This window comes from Streptomyces erythrochromogenes (genome assembly GCF_040684695.1).
Taxonomy (GTDB): Bacteria; Actinomycetota; Actinomycetes; order Streptomycetales; family Streptomycetaceae; genus Streptomyces; species Streptomyces erythrochromogenes_C.
The window spans coordinates 81,658-98,070 of record NZ_JBFBGM010000024.1; the positions used below are offsets into that span (position 1 = coordinate 81,658).

The window sequence follows — 16,413 nt, forward strand, 5'->3', positions numbered from 1 at the left end:
GTACCTGCGTCGCCGTTGCCGTCGCTCAGCCGGATCTGAGCGTGACCGAGGGCGCCACACCGTACTCCTGCCGGTAGGCGGCGGCGAAGCGGCCCTGGTGGGCGAAGCCCCAGCGTCCGGCGACGCCCGCGACGGTGGCGGCGCCCGACGGATCGGCGGACAGCAACTCCGCGTGGGCACGGGCCAGCCTGACCCGGCGGAGGTGGCCGAGCGGCGTCGTGCCGGCATGGCGCGTGAAGGCGTACTGCACCGCGCGCGGCGTGACCGGGATCGAGGCGGCGATGTCGGCGAGGGTGATGTCGCGGTGGGCGTTGGCCTCGATGAACGCGACGGCGCGGCGCAGGGTGTCGCTGTGCGCGTCGCGCGTGTCGCGCGGGGCGGGCGCGTCCTCGCGGGCGGTGTTCGGCAGGGTGCTCAGCACCGTCGCCGCCAGGTGCTGGGCGGCGGTCGAGACCAGCAGCCCGTCGGGGGCCGCCGATCCCCCGCCGTCGGCGAGGACGTGGTCGCGGAGGTAGGCGACGGCCGCGCCGAGCCGCCGGTTCTCGGCCGGGCCGACGGCCCGCGGGCCGGTGATCCGGACGTCCCGGCCGGCGGGGACGGAGGCGACCCGGCCCAGCAGGCGGGGGTCGAACATCGTGATCGTGTACCGGGCTTCGCGCACCTGCCCCTCGTACGGCCGGTCGGGCGGGGCGATCAGGAAGGTCTCGCCGGGGCCGAAGACCTCCTCGCGGCCTCCGGTGGTGTCCACGATGGTTCCGCTGTGCATCGTCACCAGGCACACCTTGCCCAGGCAGTCCGCGTCGTAGCCCATCGTGTAGCCGAAGGACAGCCGGTCGACGCTCAGCCCGCCGGCCGCGGTTCGGGAGATCCGCGCCCGGGTGTCCGCGGGGCGCCCGCCGATCTGCATGGGGGTGTAGGCGGCGGACAGGAACGCCTCGGTGGCCTCCAGGTTCCCGCTCTCGAAGAAGAGGTTCGTCATCGGGCCCTCCATCGCCGCACGGCGCCCCGGCACGGCCGCCGGCCGCGGGCGCCTCCAGTATGCCGCCGCCCCGCCGTCCGGCCGTCCGGGTGGACTCGGCCGGTCAGCCCGTCCCGAAGGTCACCGGGAGGCTCAGGGGTCCGCGCAGTCCGCCCGGGCGCCAGCGGATCTCGTCCGGTGCCACGGCCAGGGCGAGCCCCGGCAGTCGGCGCAGGACGGTACCGATCGCGATCTGCCCCTCCAGCCGGGCCAGCGGCGCGCCCAGGCAGTAGTGGACGCCGTGGCCGAACGCGAGGTGGGCGTTGTCCTGCCGGGTGATGTCGAGGCGGTCGGGGTCCGGGAACCGTGCCGGGTCGCGGTCGGCGATGGCCGACGCGATCAGGACGGTCGCGCCGCGCGGGATGGCGGTGCCCGCGATCTCGACGTCCTCGCGGGCGAAGCGGGCGATGCCGGGGTTGACCGGGCCGTCGTAGCGGAGGAACTCCTCGACGGCGCTTCCCAGGAGTTCCGGTTCGGAGCGCAGGAGGTCGAGCTGGTCGGGCCGGGCGAGGAGCATGGCGATGCCGCCGCCGATCAGGTTGACCGTGGTGATGTAGCCGGCGGCGAGCAGCAGGAAGACCATGGCGATGAGCTCGTCCTCGCTCAGCCGCTGTTCCTCGTCCCTGGCGGTGATCAGGCCGCTGAGCAGGTCGTCCCCGGGGTGTGCCCGTTTGTCGCGGATGAGGCCGGTCACGTAGGCGCGCATGTGCTGCCACGCCTCGTTCACCACGGCGGGGTCCGGCGGCTCCGCGCCGCGCATGATCATGCGGTCGGTCCAGCGCTGGAAGTCGAGCCGGTCGTCGGCCGGTACGCCGAGCAGTTCGCCGATGACGGTGACGGGCAGCGGCAGCGCGAGGTCCGCGACGAGGTCGGCGCGGCCGGCCGGTGCGATCACGTCCAGGAGCCGGTCGGTGACGGCCTGGATCCGGGGCCGCATCTCCGCGACCCTGCGGGCGGTGAACGCCTTGGAGACCAGGCGGCGCAGGCGGGTGTGGTCGGGCGGGTCGCTGCGGAGCATGTTGCTCAGCATCGACTCGCGCTCCGTTCCGGGCAGCTGGGCCAGGAGCCGGGGGTCCGCGGCATCGCGCACGTCGCTGCTGAGGCGGGGGTCGGACAGGGCCGCGAGGCCGTCCTCGTAGCGGGTGACGAGCCAGGCGTCGAGGCCGCCCGCGGCCACCACGCGGCGTACGGGGCCTTCCTCGCGCAGTTCCCGGTACAGCGGGAAGGGGTCCGCGAGGAACGCCGGGTCGGCGTAGGGAAGAGGGACCGGCCGCTCACTCATCGTGCCTCCAGGAGTACGACGCCACTGCCATGGGAAGTGAGGATATGCGTCCGAGTCTCCACGAATGCTGCTTTTCGGTCATGGCGGACGAGCCGTACTCCGTCAGGACGGCCCGTCAACCCTCCTCGTCAATGGCAACCTGATGGCCTGTCGATTACCGATGGACACGTGATCTGGGCCAAGGCCCACTGCGGAAAGTATGATCAAGAAATGGCTGACATGACCGAAACTACGCCAGGCTGGCTGACCAGTGACGAGCTGGACGCGGCCAGGGCCCAGATGCCGATCCTGTACGTCGAGGCCGTTCCCGTGCGCGTCGACGACACCGGCGAAGTCACCAGCATCGGACTGCTCCTGCGGATCGGTGCGGACGGAACGATCAGCCGGACGCTGGTGTCCGGCCGCGTCATGCACCACGAGCGGATCCGTGACGCACTGCTGCGGCACTTGGAGAAGGACCTGGGCCCGGTCGCCCTGCCCCTGGTGCCGTCCTCCCTCCAGCCCTTCACGGTGGCCGAGTACTTCCCCACGGCCGGGATCACGCCGTTCCACGACCCCCGCCAGCACGCGGTGTCCCTCGCCTACGTCGTACCGGTGACGGGTGACTGCCGTCCCCGTCAGGACGCCCTGGACCTGGTGTGGTTCAGCCCGCAGGAAGCGGCCTCGCCCGCCGTGCAGGGCGAGATGCCGGGCGGCCACGCGGTGCTGCTGAAGCAGGCGCTGGCGCACGTGGGGCGCGCCTACTGAGGCGGCCGCCCCCGGGCGGTCACCCGGCCCTTCCTCCCTACGAGGTCTGGGCCGGGGCGAACCTCGTGAGGATCAGCAGGGTGTCCACGAGGTCCTCGGCGGGTGCGCCGGTGGCCAGGCGGCGCAGCTGCTGCCCGAAGACGAGGGCGACGGCCACGCCGGCCAGCCGCTGCGGATCCGGGACGCCCAGTTGGGTCAGGATCCGGGCCGCCAGCAGGTCGTAGGCGGCGAAGCAGTCGGCCGCGGCGGCCCGTAGCCGTTCGTCGCGGCCGGCCTGGACGTAGAGCTCGAAGGGCGCTATGTGGCGGCTGTCGAAGGCGTTGCCGCCCGCCACCTGCGCCACCACCTCGGCGGCCTGGCCGATGTCGAACTGCTCGTCGGAGCATGCGTCGGCCAGTGCCGTGAAGTGCCGGGTCTCCTCCGCGACGAAGTGCAGCAGGCTCTCGCGCAGCAGCTCGTGCTGGGTGGCGAAGTGATAGGTGACGGAGCCGAGGGAGACCTCGGCCTCTTTGGCGATCCGCCGGTTGGTGACGGCGGCGATGCCGTCCTGCCCGATGATCCGCAGTACGGCGTCGATGATGCTCTGGCGGGTGGCGGAAGCGTGGGGCATGTCCGCATTCTGCCCCATCGACCTGCGGGGCCGTCCCCGCGGGGCCGCGGATCCGGGCGGGCCCGGTGTGGACAAGCAGCGACGCTGTCCATACTGTTCGTTCGAACGAACAGAAGCCCAACACCGCAACGCCGCACGGGAGTCGTCGTGGAGATGTCCGGATCGAACGTTCTGCTCACCGGGGCCACCGGAGGCATCGGCTCCGCCCTGGCCGCGCGGCTGACCGCGCACGGGGCCCGCCTGACCGTCACCGGCCGTCAGGAGGCGGCCCTCAAGGCCGCGGCGGACGCCTGCGGGGCGCGGGCCGTCGTCGCCGATCTGGCCGTCCGGTCCGATGTCGTGCGCCTCGCCGAGACCTGCGCCGACACGGACGTCCTCGTCGCGAACGCCGCGCTGCCCGCCAGCGGCGACCTGCTGGACTACACGGAGGACCAGCTCGACCGCGCCCTCGACGTCAACCTGCGGGCGCCCCTGCTGTTGTCCCGGCTGCTCGCGGAGCACATGGTGGCCCGCGGCCGCGGGCACCTGGTGCTGGTCGGATCCATCTCCGGCAAGGCGGCCACCAAGTCGACCTCCCTGTACAACGCGACGAAGTTCGGGCTGCGCGGGTTCGCCCTCGCCCTGCGCCAGGAACTGAGGGGCACGGGCGTGGGGGTGTCCCTGGTCCAGCCCGGCTTCGTCCGCGACGCCGGAATGTTCGCGGCCACCGGCGCCTCCACCCCGAACGGCATCAGGACCGTCACGCCCGGCCAGGTCGCCGACGGCGTCGTCCGGGCGGTCCGCCGCGACCTGTGCGAGGTCAACGTCGCCCCGCTGGAGCTGCGGCTGCTCAGCGCCGTGGCCGGCCAGTTCCCCGGCTTCGCCGAGCGGATCCAGGCCCGCGCGGACGTCGACGGCTCCGTACGGCAGATCGTCGACGCCCAGCGCTCCCGCCGCTAGGAGGGTCCGGCGGCGCTCCCCCGCCGACGGGACCAGGGGGCGTCGGGGTCGGCGGCCGGTTGCGGGCGCAGGCCCAGTTCGTCGAGCTCGTTGAGCGCCATCATGGCCGTGAACATCGGATTGGGGTTGGCGCCGCCCACCCCGAGTTCGGCGAGGGCCCGCGCGTAGCGGGCGGTGAACTCGCTCGGGACGATCCGCCCGCCCCCGCCGGTGAGTGCGAGTGCGGCCCCCTGCAGGGCGGCGGCCTGCTCCAGCAGCCCGTCCAAATGGGAGACCGCTTCGGCGCCGCGGCGCAGGGCGAAGGTGTGCCCGTCGGTGAGGACCGCGGCCTCCCCCTCCTCGAAGAGCCCGGCCGCGGCACCGAGCACGGTCTGGATCTTGAGCTGGTCGGCGTCGTACATCGCACCGCGGGCGCCGTTGCCCTCGTCGGACAGGTGCAGGACGCCGCAGTCCCTCAGGTGCACGATCACGTGCCCGGCGCAGTGACCCTGGCTGCGCAGCACCCGGACCGCGCCCTCGGCGAAGGTCCAGCCGGTGAACCGGTGCGAGCCGATCCGGATCAGCTCCAGCGGCCGTTCCTCGTAGGTCCGGGTCGCCGCGGCGAAGGGCCGCATCGGCGTGAAGAGCGACACCACCCGGGCCGTCAGTGCGGGCACCGGCAGCGGCGCCGCCCAGGCGATGCGCCCGAAGGACCGCGCCCAGTAGGCCTCCGGGTCCCGCATCTGATCGAGGTCGCGGGCGGGGACCCAGTGCTCGGCGGGCACCCCCAGTTCGTCGGCCAGGTCGTTGTTGCCGACGTGGTCGAGGTGGCCGTGGGTGGTCAGGACCAGCGCCCGGGACCAGGGCCCGACGCGGTCGGCCGCCGTACGCAGCGCCCTGCGGAAGGCCGTCGTGACGCCGCTGTCGACGAGCACCAGTGTGTCGCCGGCCCGGTGCACCAGGGCGTTGGCGACGTCCGGCCGATCGTGCGCGAGGTCCAGTTCCCGGCCGAGGACCAGCACGGTCCTGTCGTCGATCTCGATCAGGTCACCGAGCACGGTCATGGATCCTCCTGCGGTCCGCTCCGGGCCGGTCGGGGCGGATCGGCCCGGAGCCGCTGCTCGGGGGCCGTCCGGCACCAGTTTCCCGCCGCCGGACGCACCCCGCACCAGCTCCCGTGGTTCCCGTCGGGGGCCGCGCGGGCCGCTGGGCGCCCCGGCCGGAACCTCCCTACGCTGGGAGGGGGTACCGGATGGGGTGAAGCCATGGCAGCGCAGCCCGCAGGAGTACCGCGCCCGTCCCGGCGGATCCGTGCCGTCGCCACCGTCCTGGCCGTGGCCGGCGCCTGTCTGGTGGCCGGGTACCCGGATCCGGGCCGGGCGGCGGCCGCGGCCCCGGCCGCCGACTGCGAGACCGCGCCGGCGGACAGCTTCTGGCGGGCGCCCGTGGACACGCTCCCCGTCCACCCGGACTCCGCCCGGTACGTCTCGTCGATCGGCGCCTCCGCGCCCCTGCACCCCGACTTCGGTTCGGGGCTCGTCGACGGCCGGCCGATCGGCATTCCCATCACCGTCCCGGACGCGGCGGTGCCGGAGTCGAAGGTCTCCTTCGACATCGCCGAGGAAAGCGATCCGTCGGGGTACCGGATCCCGCAGAACGCCCGGATCGAGAACGGTCCGGCGAGCGACGGCGACCGGCACGTCATCGTCTGGGACCGCGGTCTGTGCAAGTCCTACGAGCTCTGGAACGCGAAACCGCTGGGGGGCAACGCCTGGCACGCCGGCGGCGGCGCGGTCTTCGACCTGCGGAGCAACGCACTGCGGCCCGACGGGTGGACGTCGGCCGACGCGGCCGGACTCGCCATCCTGCCGGGCCTGGTGCGCTACGACGAGGCCGCGTCGGGGCAGGTCGACCACGCGATCCGCATCACGGTTCCGCGCTCGGACCGGAGCTACGTGTGGCCCGCGCGGCACCAGGCGGGCGCCGCGGCGGACCCCGCCCTGCCGCCGATGGGGTTGCGGCTGCGCCTCAAGAGCTCCGTCGACACCTCACAACTGGCCCCGCAGGCCAAGGCGGTCGCCGACGCCCTCAAGAAGTACGGCGCCATCGTCGCCGACAACGGCTCGGCCTGGTTCGTCTCCGGTGAGGAGAACGCCGCCTGGGACAACGACCAGCTCGCCGGGCTCAAGGGCTTCAAGGGGTCCGACTTCGAGGCGGTCGACGCGTCCGGGCTGCAGCGGTCGCCCGATTCCGGCGCCGTCGTGCCGCGGTGAACCGCCCCGTCGGCTCTTCGCCTACTCCTGGCGCAGGGTGGTGACCAGGTCGCGCGGCAGGCCGTGGGTGTCGTGGAGGTAGTGGAGGTCATCCTCGGTCAGCACGCCGCGGAACCGGGGTCGGGCGAGCACCTGCCGGCCGCGCTCCAGGAGGCGGCGGAACCGCTGTTCCTCCTCGGTCAGGTGGCGGAGCACATCGCCCGGCCGCATGTCCTGCCGGAAGTGGTCCAGGGTGTGCCGGACCAGCTCCTCCGGGAGGTCACCGAGGCCGCGCGAGGGGTCGTCGCGCCACAGCAGGGTGAGGACCCGTCGCACGAGCCGCCGCAGGACGTAGCCCCGGCCGGTGTTGGCGGGGCGCACGCCGTCGCCGAGCACGACGACGGCCGAGCGCAGGTGGTCGCAGACGATGCGCAGCGAGGTCTCGTCCAGGTGCCACAGGGCCGGAACGAGGCGGCGCCAGGGGTCGAAGACGTCGCATTCGAAGACGGACGGCTTGCCCTGGAGCAGTGAGGCCAGCCGTTCCAGGCCCAGTCCGGTGTCGACGTTGCGCCGGGGAAGGGGCACGAGGGAGCCGTCGCCTTGGCGGCGGTGCGTCATCGTCACGTGGTTCCACACCTCGACCCAGCGGTCGTCCTGGGTGGGTGTCGAGCGGGGCGGGCCGTCGCCGCTCCACAGGAAGATCTCCGAGTCGGGGCCGCAGGGGCCGACGGGGCCGTTGGACCACCAGTTGTCGTCGGCGGTGAGTTCGACGGGGACGCCCTTGTCCTGCCACAACCGGAGGGAGTCGGTGTCCGGGCCGGTCTCGTCGTCGCCGCCGTGGACGGTGGCGTACAGCAGGCCGGGATCCACGCCCAGCCCCTCGGTGAGGAGCCCGTGTCCCCAGTCGAGGCTGAGCGGTCCGTCGTAGTCGCCCAGGGACCAGGTCCCGAGCATCTCGAAGACCGTCAGGTGCGTGGCGTCGCCGACCTCCTCCAGGTCCGTGGTGCGCAGGCAGCGCTGTACGTTGACCAGCCGGCTGCCCAGCGGATGGGGGCGGCCCTCCAGGTACGGGGTGAGCGGGTGCATGCCGGAGGTGGTGAACAGCACGGGGTCGCCGGGCGGTGGCAGGAGCGTCGAGCCGAGGATCCGGCGGTGGCCGCGCTCCTCGAAGTACTCGACGAACGTGCTGAGCAGGTGTTCGGTGTTCATGGGGTGGCTCCTTCGCATCACAGCGGGAAGGGGCACCGGAGAACGGACCGGGCGGGTCTCCGGCCGGGGCGGGGATGCCACGGCATGGCCGACGGACCGTTTTCCGGTCGCCGGGGAGAGGGGAAGGTCAGGCGGCGGCAACCGGCGAGCTGGTCGCTCGCGCGGTCGCGGTGGTGCTGGAGCCGTTGACGTTCATGCGGGCAACGGTAGCGCGGGCAGGCGGCCGGGGCACGTGGATTTCGCCGGGCCGGTACGCCCGTCCGGCCCCTGCGCCCCGCCCGTCCGTCGCGGCCGGCCTCACGCCACGGCTACCCGGCCCGCATCAGGAGGTGGCCCCGGCGGAAGCGCTCCTCGGCGCCCGGCTCCCGGAGCATCCGTCCGACCTCGGCGAACCCGGCCTCGCGGGCCATCCGCGCGAGGTCGTCGACCGGCCATCGGTAGGCGGTCGTCACCTTGTGGTCGAAGGCCGCCACCGGCCCGCCCTCGGCCTCGAAGAAGGCGAGCAGGAGGGTTCCGCCGGGGGCCAGCACGCGGCGGAACTCCGCGAAGTAGGAGGGGAGTTCCGGCGGTGGCGTGTGGATCACCGAGTACCAGGACACGATGCCGCCGAGCGCGCCGTCGGCCAGGTCCAGGGCGTCCATCGAACCGACGTCGAACCGCAGGTCGGGGTGGGCCCCTCGGGCGAAGTCGATCATGGCCGGTGAGAGGTCGACACCGAAGACGTCCAGCCCCAGGTCGCGCAGGTGCGCCGTCACGTATCCGGGGCCGCAGCCCAGTTCGGCCACGGGCCCCGCACCGCCGGTCCGGGCGAGGTCGGCGAACGCGGCGAGGACCGAGCGGTCCAGCGGAACGCCGTCGAGACAGTCGCGGGCGAGGTCCGCGTAGAGGACGACGACGGCGTCGTAGGCGTCGGACGTCGCACGCAGATGGGCGGGGAGTCCGGTCACGGGGTACCACCTTGGGGCGTCACGGGACCCGGGGTCCGCTGTCGGCCCGCGGAGGTCTCCTCGACCGCCCATGCCAGGTACCGCTCCGAGGTCGCTGCCGCCGGGAGCACGATCCACTGGGGCACGTCGCGGGGGTGCCGCTCGTGCACCCACGCCTCCAGGCCGGCGACGGCGTCCGCGGTGGTCGTGAAGAAGACCCGGTATCCGCGTTCGTGGCGGAGCACGCCCTTGTCCCGGTGGAAGAGGGTCATCCGCGCCTCGACGTCGGCGGCGGCCGCCAGCCTGGCCTCCACCGCGCCCTGCGCGATCTCGTAGGCCTTCGACTCGTCGTTCACGGTCGTCAGCGCGATCACCACGTTCGCCACGTGCGTCCTCCTGGGTCGGGTTGCGCCAACCCTACGGCGGGAGTTCGCGTGCACCGCACGGCATGCAGCTTCGTGATCATGAAACAGCGGAGTGCCGGCACCACCGACCAGGCCCCTGCCGATCCGGCCGCGGCCGCCGGGGCCGTCTCAGCCGGCCAGCGCGACCAGCCTCCGGTACGCCAGTTGGTCCGCGCGCCGCGCGGTGAGGTGGACGCGGACGTCGGCGAGGTGCTCCTTCAGGGCGGCGTACCCGGCCGTGTAGGCCTCCTCCTGCTCCTCGGCCGCCGGCGGCATCCAGAGGATGAGCAGGAGCTCGTTCCTGCGCGTGCCCTCCGGGCTGGCGAAGGAGAGTTCGTGGACGACCAGCCGGGGCTCGTGCGGGGGCATGCCCTGCACCAGCTCGTCGTGCGTCAGATTGCCCTCCAGCTCGGGGACCAGGGAGTCCGGGGGATCCGCGAGGCGGAGGACCACGGTGTTGACCTCCCGCTGCTCCCTCAGGTGGTGGACGGCGGCGAGGCTGCCCTCCGACAGGCCGATCGCGCTGCTCATGGGGGCTCAGTTCTCCGTGCTGGTCGGGTCCGGGCTCCGGCGAGGTCCGCCGGTGGTGCTCCCCGACGACGCCGACCGGCCCGTGCATCCTCACGCCGACGCACGCGCGGTGCGGCGTACCGGGCCGCGGTGCGGGCAGAAGTCACCCGGCCGGCCGCACGCGGTCCCGCGCGACGCGCGGCGGGCGCGGGGCGGACGGTGGCGGCCGAACGGCCGTGCCGGGTACCGAAAGTGGGTAGGGAGCTGTCTGCCGCGGCGGGCCGGACCTGCCGCACCGGGCGTTCGGTTCAGGGGGGACTGTGGCACTGCTCGATCAACTGCCCGCGCTCGTGGGCGTCGTGGTCGGTTCGCTCGGCTCCTACGCCGTGCAGACGCTGACCGAGCGCCGGAGATGGGCACGGCAGCGGGAGGAGCGCTGGGACGAGAAGCGCTTCGAGACGTACGGCCGTTACGCCAACGCCCTCAAGGCGCAGCTTCGCCTCACCCAGCGCATCGGGGCCTCCCTCGGGTACTCGGACGTCGTGGATCCGCTTGCACCGGCGGACGGTCTGCCGCTGCTCGCCGACGCCGAGTCGCACCGTGCGACGGAGTGGGAGGCCGTCCTCCTCGTGGGGGACGCGGCGACGGTCGCGGCGGCACGGCGCTGGCACGAGACGATCTGGACCATCCAGCTGCTGATACGGGAGGACTCGGTCGACGGCGAGATGTGGACCAGGGCGCACAGGCTGGCGAGCGCGGCGCGCGACGCCTTCTACGAGAGCGCGCGGCGCGACCTCGGTATAGGGGGCGCTCCCCCGCCGCCCGGACAGTGGCCGAGGGAATGGCGGGCCGAGCTGTCCGGGTGAGCGTGCTCCGGATGGGCGGCCTCCCCTAGGGAGCGGTGGGGCGGGCCTCCAGGTGCGACTTGAGGTTGCGCAGCGTCGTCCGGATGTTCTTCCGCTGGAACTCGGCGAAGGTGTGGCCGCTCGTCGCGATCCTGTCGAACGCGTGGGCCACCGGGTCGGGCCAGCGGCGGCGGTCGTCGGTCCACGTCTCCGTGACCTCGGTGCCGCCGGGCACGGCGGTGAAACGGTACTCCCACGTGGCGATCGGGCCGGGGAGCCACGGGCGGCGCAGGCCTATGGCGTGGACCCGGAACCGGAAGAGCCGGTCCGGGTCGGCGGCCGTGACCGTGCAGCGGGTCGTCCAGCGCAGCGGTCCGCGCTTGTTGCGGCCGTCGAAGACCATCCCGACCCGGGTCGCGGTACCGGGTCCTTCGGCCGGGGTGGCGCCCAGGTTCTCCGGGCTCCAGCGGCCCATCAGAGCGGGGTCGGAGACGTGCTGGTAGACCGTCGACGGGTCGGCCGCGACGAAGACGGTGTCGTGGACGCTGAACGTGCGGGGCATGGGGCTCCCTCCTCGGAGCACGACGGTAGCGTTCGCCGTCCCGTCGCCCACCGGCGCCCCCGCCGCGCGCACCGCGATCCGTCAGGCCCGTTCCAGCATGCGGCGCCGCAGCGCGTCGTAGACGGGCGGGCTGCCCAGCCGGTCGGCCGTCACGGCCGCGGCGAAGCAGGCCGTGAGCAGGGGCAGCAGCAGCCCGCCGGCCCCGGTCATCTCCGTCACCAGGACGATGCCGGTGAGCGGTGCCCGCACCACGCCGGTGAAGACGGCGGCCATCCCCACCACGGCGAACGCGGCCGGACCCGCCGTGCCGTCCGGCAGCAGCGGGGAGGCGAGCGTGTGGGTGAGCGTCCCCCACAGGGCTCCCAGGGCCAGCAGCGGGGCGAACAGCCCGCCGGGGGTGGCGGTCGCGTAGCTGAGCGGGCCGGCCACGAACCGTACGGCGAGGCAGACGGCCAGCGCGGCGGCGGTCAGGCTCCCGCCCGCCAGCAGGCGCTCGCTCAGCTGGTCGCCGCCGCCGGTGAGGAGCGGGTCGAAGGCCATGAGCGCGCCGACCAGGGCCCCGATGGCGGCCGCCCGGACCACGAGGGGCACCCGGGTCAGCCGGTCGCACGCCCGCAGGGTCCCGACGACCAGCGCGCTGTAGGCGGCGCCCAGCGCCCCGGCGCTCACCCCGTACAGCAGGAACACCGGCAGCATCCACAGCGGTGGGGCGGGGACGGCCTGCAGGGCGAGGACCGGGGCGTCGCCCACGATCGGCTGGGAGACGGCCACCGCCGTGACGGTGCCGACGAGGGTCAGCAGCACCAGGCGGGGCCGCACCGTACCGGTCACCTCCTCGCAGACGAACACCAGCCCGCCCAGCGGCGCGGTGAACGCCACCGCCAGACCCGCCCCGCCGAGCGCGGAGTGCAGCATGCGGGCGTCCTCGGCGTCCAGCCGGCCGCGCCTGCCCGCCCCGGACCCGATCGCGGCGCCCATGTGGACGATGGGCCCCTCCCGGCCCAGGACCAGGCCCGAGCCGATCGCGACGAGGCCGCCCACGAACTTCACCGGCAGCAGCCAGGGCGACCGGACTTCGGCCTCCTGCCGCCACACGGCCTCCACGTGCTGGATCCCGCTGCCCGCGGCGTGCGGGACCCTCCGGGCGATCGCGCAGGCCACTGCCGCGCCCACCGCGGTGAGGGCGACGGGGATCAGCCGGCCGGCCCCGCCCAGCACGGCGGACGCCTCCACGACCGAGGCCCGCAGCAGGTCGGCGTGTGCCAGGCACCAGCGGAAGCCGCCGCCGACCAGCCCGACCAGGCACCCCGCCAGCGCCGCGACCGCGAAGGCACGGCCGTCTGCCCACTTCCGCCCGGGAGACATCCGCTAGTGCCGGGGCAGGTGGGTCTTGGCGTCCTCGTACGTTCCCTCACCGGGTGCGGCGGCCACGGCGTAGAAGAGGTTCAGCACACCGGTCCGGAAGGTCTCGGCGGAGAGCAGCTCCAGAGGCACCGGGGCCGCGTCCGGCTCGAAGAGGCGCAGGCCGCCGCGCACGGCGATCGGGTGCAGCAGGAGGTTCAGTTCGTCGAGCAGCCCGGCGGCCAGCAACTGGCGTACGACGGAGACCGAGCCGCTGATCCATACGGGAGCGCCGGTGCCCGGCTCCTCCTTCAGGGCGGCGACCCCCGCGGCGAGGTCGCCGCGGAGCTGTTCGCAGTTGCGCCAGGTGAAGGCGAGCGGGCTGTCCGAGACCACGATCTTGCGGGCGTCGCCCAGCACCCGGGCGAACGGCGCGTCCTCCCCGCCCGCCGCTTCCCGCTGCGGCCAGCCGCCGGCGAAGCTGTCGTACGTCCTGCGCCCGAGCAGCAGGGTGTCGGCCCGGCCGAGGGTGGCGTCGACGGCGGCGCCCATCTCCTCGTCGAAGTAGGGGAAGTGCCACTGGTCGGGTGCCTCGACGACACCGTCGAGCGACATGAACAACTGCGCCTTGATCTTCCGCATACCGCTCTCCGGGGTCCGGGCGTCGGGGGGTGTGGGGCGTACCGTCCGCGTACGGGCCCATCCAAGGGCACCCGGTGGCGGGTTCCCGGTGCATTCACCCGCACGGCGGCTGCGTCACGCGCCCGTGAGCGGCGACTCGGGATTGCGAGCGAACAAGTGCAACCCGATGGGTCCCCCGGCCGGAAGTGCGGGTGAGGGGACGCCGTTGCCGGCGCCCCCGGCACGGACTCCGTTCGTGCGACCGCTCACGTCACGGCCGAGGGAACCTCATTGAGAAACGCACCGCGCTGGGCCCGCTGGATCGTTCCGCTCGCGCTGCTGCTCGTATGGCTCGGCATCGGCGGAACGCTGGGACCGTACGCGGGGAAGCTGCGCGAGGTCGCCACGAACGACCAGGCGGCGTTCCTCCCGCGCAGCGCCGAGTCGACGAAGGTCATCGAAGCCCGCAAGGCCTTCGAGGGGGCGCAGTCCGTCCCGGCCGTCGTGGTGTGGACGTCGAACGGGGCCCGGGTGACCGTCGGGCAGCAGGAGGCGGCCGCGCGGGCGCTCGGGGAGCTCGCCGGCCGGCCCGGGATCACCGCCCCGCCCTCGCCGCCCGTCCTCTCCGACGACGGGCTGGCCGTGCAGGCCGTCGTGCCGCTCGCCCCCGACCTGGGCGAGGAACTCCCCGCGGTCCTGGACGAAGTACGGCAGGCGGCGCAGCAGGTGCCGGGCACCTCGGTCGGGATCGCCGGCCCGGCGGCCACCCAGGCGGACCTGTCCGACGCGTTCGCGGGGATCGACGGGCTGCTGGTGGGGGTGGCCCTCGGGGCGGTGCTGCTGATCCTGCTGCTGGTCTACCGCAGCGTGCTGCTCCCCCTGGTGATCATCATCAGTGCGGTGTTCGCGCTGGGTCTGGCCTGCGCGGTGGTCTACGCCCTGGCGGCGCGGGGCGCCGTCCGCGTGGACGGCCAGGTCCAGGGGATCCTGTCGATCCTGGTGATCGGGGCCGCGACCGACTACGCGCTGCTCGTCGCGGCGCGCTTCCGCGAGGAACTCGTCGCACGGGGCGACCGGGCGGACGCGGCGCTGGCCGCCGTGCGCCGGTCGGCCGGGGCGGTCACCGCCAGTGCGGCGACGGTGGCCCTGGGGCTGCTGGCCCTGCTGGCGAGCGACCTGACAAACAACCGGGCGCTCGGGCCGGTCGGCGCGATCGGCATCGTCTGCGCGCTGCTGAGCTCGCTGACCTTCCTGCCGGCCGTCCTGGTCCTGCTGGGCCGCACCGCGTACTGGCCGGCCGTACCGCGCCCGGCCGAGGCCTCGGCCGAGGGGCACCGCGTGTGGCGCCGTGTCGCCGCTCTGATCGACCGGTCGCCGCGCCGCGTGTGGGTCTCCACCTCGGTCCTGCTGGTGGTGCTGGCCGGCTTCTCCCCCGCGCTGTCGTCCAAGGGGGTGCCGCTGGACGAGATCTTCGTGAACGACGCGCCCTCGGTCGGCGCGCAGCAGACCCTCGCCCGGCACTTCCCCGGCGGCTCGGGCAATCCGGCCGTCGTCATCGCCGACGCCGACCGGGCCGGCGAGGTACGGGCGGCCGCGGAGGGCACGGACGGCGTCGCCGCGGTCGTACCGGTCACCGCGGGCGGCGGCCGGCCGGGGTCGGGGGCTCCGCTCGTCGTGGACGGCCGCGTGCGGCTGGACGCCACGCTGGAGGCGGCGGCGGACAGCGACGACGCGAAGGGGACGGTCCAGCGGCTGCGCGAGCGCGTGCACGCGGTGCCGGGTGCCGACGCGCTCGTCGGGGGTTACACCGCCCAGCAGTTCGACACCCAGCAGACCTCGGCCCGCGACCGGACCGTGATCGTGCCGGTCGTCCTCGGCATCATCCTGCTGATCCTGATCGCGCTCCTGCGGTCCGTGCTGGTGCCCGTCCTGCTGGTGGCGACGGTCGCGCTGAACTTCCTCGCCACGCTGGGCGTTTCCGCGCTCGTCTTCGAGAACCTGCTGGGCTTCAGCGGAACCGACGCGTCCGTACCGCTGTACGGGTTCGTGTTCCTGGTGGCCCTGGGGGTCGACTACAACATCTTCCTGATGTCCCGGGTCCGCGAGGAGACCCTCGCCCTGGGCACCCGTGAGGGCGTGCTGCGGGGGCTCGTGACCACGGGCGGCGTCATCACCTCCGCCGGCGTGGTCCTCGCCGCGACCTTCGCCGCGCTGATGGTGATCCCGCTGGCCTTCCTCGTCCAGATCGCCTTCATCGTCGCGTTCGGTGTCCTGCTGGACACCCTCGTCGTGCGTTCCCTGCTGGTGCCGGCCCTGATCATCGACATCGGCCCGCGCGCCTGGTGGCCCAGCGCGCTGTCCCGCCCGGGCACGGGCGCCGGGCCGCGGACCGCATCGGCGGCGCGGGCGGGGTGATCACCACGCCGACCCGGGTGTCCCGGTGGCGGAGCCTTCGGGACCCCCGGTGCCTTCGGGGCCTTCCGGCCCAGCGGGGTCGGCGGAGTCCTGGAGGCCGCCGGGGAACGGGGCGAGTCCGAGGAGCGCCGCGGCGGCTCCCGCCGCGATCCGGTGCCACATCCCGGCGTCGCCGATCATGGCGTGGCCGCCGCGGGGCATCCTGATGCCGCGCACCCGGGCCTCGGCCCTCCGGGCGCGTGCGAGGTAGGCCCAGGTGTCCGCCGCCCGGGTGACACGGTCGTGCTCGTCGTGGAGGGCGACGACCGCCCGTGCGCGCAGATGGGCGGCGGGTTCGCCCGGCGGGCACCAGGGGGCGAGTGCGACGACCCCCGTGACCTGCGGGTCCTCGGCGGCGCGCAGGGCGGCGCGGCCGCCCATGGAGTGCCCGACGAGGACGACGGGTATCGGTCCGGCGACGGCGCGGAGCTCGTCCAGGGCGCGGCGGACATCGGCGACGGGATGCGCGTGCCGGCCGTTCCAGCCCCGGTACCGGTAGCGGACGTGGGCGACGAGCACGTCGGAGTCGGTGGTGGCGCGCGTGACGGCGGCGGCGAACGGCCGCATGCGCAGGGCGGGCAGGTTCAGCCGGGGAGGCGGGCTCAGGGCGTCCGCCCGGCCGCCGTGGAGCAGCAGGACGGCGGCGGTCGCCCGCTGCGAGAGCCGGTGCCCGCGGGCGGGGACCAGGGCGGCCCGCACGGGCGGCTCCCGGTC

Annotated in this window: 17 protein-coding genes; 5 read left to right on the forward strand and 12 right to left on the reverse strand. The window is 74.1% G+C overall.

From position 1 onward, the window contains the following. Window positions 1-25: 25 nt before the first annotated feature. Window positions 26-979: an AraC family transcriptional regulator gene (locus AB0O53_RS29115; RefSeq protein ID WP_365199565.1), complete on the reverse strand. Its 954-nt coding sequence runs from the start codon at window positions 977-979 to the stop codon at window positions 26-28. 103 nt (window positions 980-1,082) lie between these two features. Beyond that, window positions 1,083-2,300, reverse strand: coding sequence for a cytochrome P450 family protein (locus tag AB0O53_RS29120; protein WP_365199568.1), 1,218 nt, complete (start codon window positions 2,298-2,300; stop codon window positions 1,083-1,085). A 210-nt stretch (window positions 2,301-2,510) separates the two neighbouring features. Between AB0O53_RS29120 and AB0O53_RS29125 the strand changes: the two genes are divergently transcribed. Beyond that, complete coding sequence (locus tag AB0O53_RS29125) at window positions 2,511-3,047, forward strand: NUDIX hydrolase family protein (protein WP_350997262.1); 537 nt, start codon at window positions 2,511-2,513, stop codon at window positions 3,045-3,047. A 37-nt stretch (window positions 3,048-3,084) separates the two neighbouring features. On the opposite strand, the gene AB0O53_RS29130 is transcribed toward AB0O53_RS29125, so the two are convergent. Beyond that, entirely contained in the window at window positions 3,085-3,657 is a 573-nt protein-coding gene (locus AB0O53_RS29130; protein ID WP_350997265.1) for a TetR/AcrR family transcriptional regulator, read from the reverse strand. A gap of 147 nt (window positions 3,658-3,804) precedes the next feature. Between AB0O53_RS29130 and AB0O53_RS29135 the strand changes: the two genes are divergently transcribed. Continuing rightward, complete coding sequence (locus AB0O53_RS29135; protein ID WP_350997266.1) at window positions 3,805-4,596, forward strand: SDR family NAD(P)-dependent oxidoreductase; 792 nt, start codon at window positions 3,805-3,807, stop codon at window positions 4,594-4,596. On the opposite strand, the gene AB0O53_RS29140 is transcribed toward AB0O53_RS29135, so the two are convergent. Next, the gene (locus tag AB0O53_RS29140) at window positions 4,593-5,639 is read right to left on the reverse strand and encodes an MBL fold metallo-hydrolase (protein WP_365199573.1); all 1,047 of its coding nucleotides are present in this window, start codon (window positions 5,637-5,639) and stop codon (window positions 4,593-4,595) included. The genes AB0O53_RS29135 and AB0O53_RS29140 overlap by 4 nt on opposite strands. A gap of 201 nt (window positions 5,640-5,840) precedes the next feature. On the opposite strand from AB0O53_RS29140, the gene AB0O53_RS29145 reads away from it, so the two are divergent. After that, window positions 5,841-6,848, forward strand: a complete 1,008-nt coding sequence (locus tag AB0O53_RS29145; protein ID WP_365199576.1) for a hypothetical protein — start codon at window positions 5,841-5,843, stop codon at window positions 6,846-6,848. Window positions 6,849-6,869: 21 nt separating this feature from the next. Here AB0O53_RS29145 and AB0O53_RS29150 read toward each other — a convergent pair whose 3' ends face one another. From AB0O53_RS29150 to AB0O53_RS29165, 4 genes are all read right to left on the reverse strand, one after another. Then, window positions 6,870-8,036 carry an alanine--tRNA ligase-related protein gene (locus AB0O53_RS29150; RefSeq protein WP_365199579.1) on the reverse strand — a complete coding sequence of 389 codons (1,167 nt, stop codon included), beginning with the start codon at window positions 8,034-8,036 and terminating at the stop codon, window positions 6,870-6,872. 308 nt (window positions 8,037-8,344) lie between these two features. Then, a complete protein-coding gene (locus AB0O53_RS29155) occupies window positions 8,345-8,983 on the reverse strand; it encodes a class I SAM-dependent methyltransferase (protein ID WP_350997278.1) in 639 nt (212 codons plus the stop codon). After that, window positions 8,980-9,348, reverse strand: a complete 369-nt coding sequence (cutA, locus tag AB0O53_RS29160; protein ID WP_350997280.1) for a divalent cation tolerance protein CutA — start codon at window positions 9,346-9,348, stop codon at window positions 8,980-8,982. The genes AB0O53_RS29155 and cutA overlap by 4 nt, the downstream gene beginning before the upstream one ends. A 147-nt stretch (window positions 9,349-9,495) precedes the next feature. Beyond that, a complete protein-coding gene (locus AB0O53_RS29165) occupies window positions 9,496-9,897 on the reverse strand; it encodes a cofilin family protein (protein WP_365199582.1) in 402 nt (133 codons plus the stop codon). A gap of 299 nt (window positions 9,898-10,196) precedes the next feature. Here AB0O53_RS29165 and AB0O53_RS29170 point away from each other — a divergent pair, with 299 nt between their 5' ends. Further along, window positions 10,197-10,742 carry a hypothetical protein gene (locus AB0O53_RS29170; protein ID WP_350997286.1) on the forward strand — a complete coding sequence of 182 codons (546 nt, stop codon included), beginning with the start codon at window positions 10,197-10,199 and terminating at the stop codon, window positions 10,740-10,742. Window positions 10,743-10,767: 25 nt separating this feature from the next. Here the strand turns inward: AB0O53_RS29170 and AB0O53_RS29175 are convergent, their stop codons facing one another. The 3 genes from AB0O53_RS29175 to AB0O53_RS29185 all read right to left on the reverse strand — a co-directional run bounded on the left by AB0O53_RS29175 (window position 10,768) and on the right by AB0O53_RS29185 (window position 13,266). Beyond that, complete coding sequence (locus AB0O53_RS29175) at window positions 10,768-11,283, reverse strand: SRPBCC family protein (RefSeq protein WP_365199584.1); 516 nt, start codon at window positions 11,281-11,283, stop codon at window positions 10,768-10,770. An 81-nt stretch (window positions 11,284-11,364) separates the two neighbouring features. Next, the gene (locus tag AB0O53_RS29180; protein WP_365199587.1) at window positions 11,365-12,648 is read right to left on the reverse strand and encodes a ClC family H(+)/Cl(-) exchange transporter; all 1,284 of its coding nucleotides are present in this window, start codon (window positions 12,646-12,648) and stop codon (window positions 11,365-11,367) included. A 3-nt stretch (window positions 12,649-12,651) separates the two neighbouring features. Continuing rightward, on the reverse strand, window positions 12,652-13,266 hold the full coding sequence (locus AB0O53_RS29185) for a dihydrofolate reductase family protein (RefSeq protein WP_365199590.1): 615 nt from the start codon (window positions 13,264-13,266) through the stop codon (window positions 12,652-12,654). Between the two features lie 270 nt (window positions 13,267-13,536). Here AB0O53_RS29185 and AB0O53_RS29190 point away from each other — a divergent pair, with 270 nt between their 5' ends. Continuing rightward, a complete protein-coding gene (locus AB0O53_RS29190; RefSeq protein WP_365199592.1) occupies window positions 13,537-15,660 on the forward strand; it encodes an MMPL family transporter in 2,124 nt (707 codons plus the stop codon). On the opposite strand, the gene AB0O53_RS29195 is transcribed toward AB0O53_RS29190, so the two are convergent. Further along, window positions 15,661-16,398, reverse strand: a complete 738-nt coding sequence (locus AB0O53_RS29195) for an alpha/beta fold hydrolase (RefSeq protein WP_403140261.1) — start codon at window positions 16,396-16,398, stop codon at window positions 15,661-15,663. It lies immediately after the preceding gene. Window positions 16,399-16,413: the final 15 nt, after the last annotated feature.

Coding starts and splice junctions, on each gene's coding strand:
- AB0O53_RS29115 (WP_365199565.1), bottom strand. CDS start 979: ATGACGAACCTCTTCTTCGAGAGCGGGAACCTGGAGGCCACCGAGGCG.
- AB0O53_RS29120 (WP_365199568.1), bottom strand. CDS start 2,300: ATGAGTGAGCGGCCGGTCCCTCTTCCCTACGCCGACCCGGCGTTCCTC.
- AB0O53_RS29125 (WP_350997262.1), top strand. CDS start 2,511: ATGGCTGACATGACCGAAACTACGCCAGGCTGGCTGACCAGTGACGAG.
- AB0O53_RS29130 (WP_350997265.1), bottom strand. CDS start 3,657: ATGCCCCACGCTTCCGCCACCCGCCAGAGCATCATCGACGCCGTACTG.
- AB0O53_RS29140 (WP_365199573.1), bottom strand. CDS start 5,639: ATGACCGTGCTCGGTGACCTGATCGAGATCGACGACAGGACCGTGCTG.
- AB0O53_RS29145 (WP_365199576.1), top strand. CDS start 5,841: ATGGCAGCGCAGCCCGCAGGAGTACCGCGCCCGTCCCGGCGGATCCGT.
- AB0O53_RS29150 (WP_365199579.1), bottom strand. CDS start 8,036: ATGAACACCGAACACCTGCTCAGCACGTTCGTCGAGTACTTCGAGGAG.
- AB0O53_RS29165 (WP_365199582.1), bottom strand. CDS start 9,897: ATGAGCAGCGCGATCGGCCTGTCGGAGGGCAGCCTCGCCGCCGTCCAC.
- AB0O53_RS29175 (WP_365199584.1), bottom strand. CDS start 11,283: ATGCCCCGCACGTTCAGCGTCCACGACACCGTCTTCGTCGCGGCCGAC.
- AB0O53_RS29180 (WP_365199587.1), bottom strand. CDS start 12,648: ATGTCTCCCGGGCGGAAGTGGGCAGACGGCCGTGCCTTCGCGGTCGCG.
- AB0O53_RS29185 (WP_365199590.1), bottom strand. CDS start 13,266: ATGCGGAAGATCAAGGCGCAGTTGTTCATGTCGCTCGACGGTGTCGTC.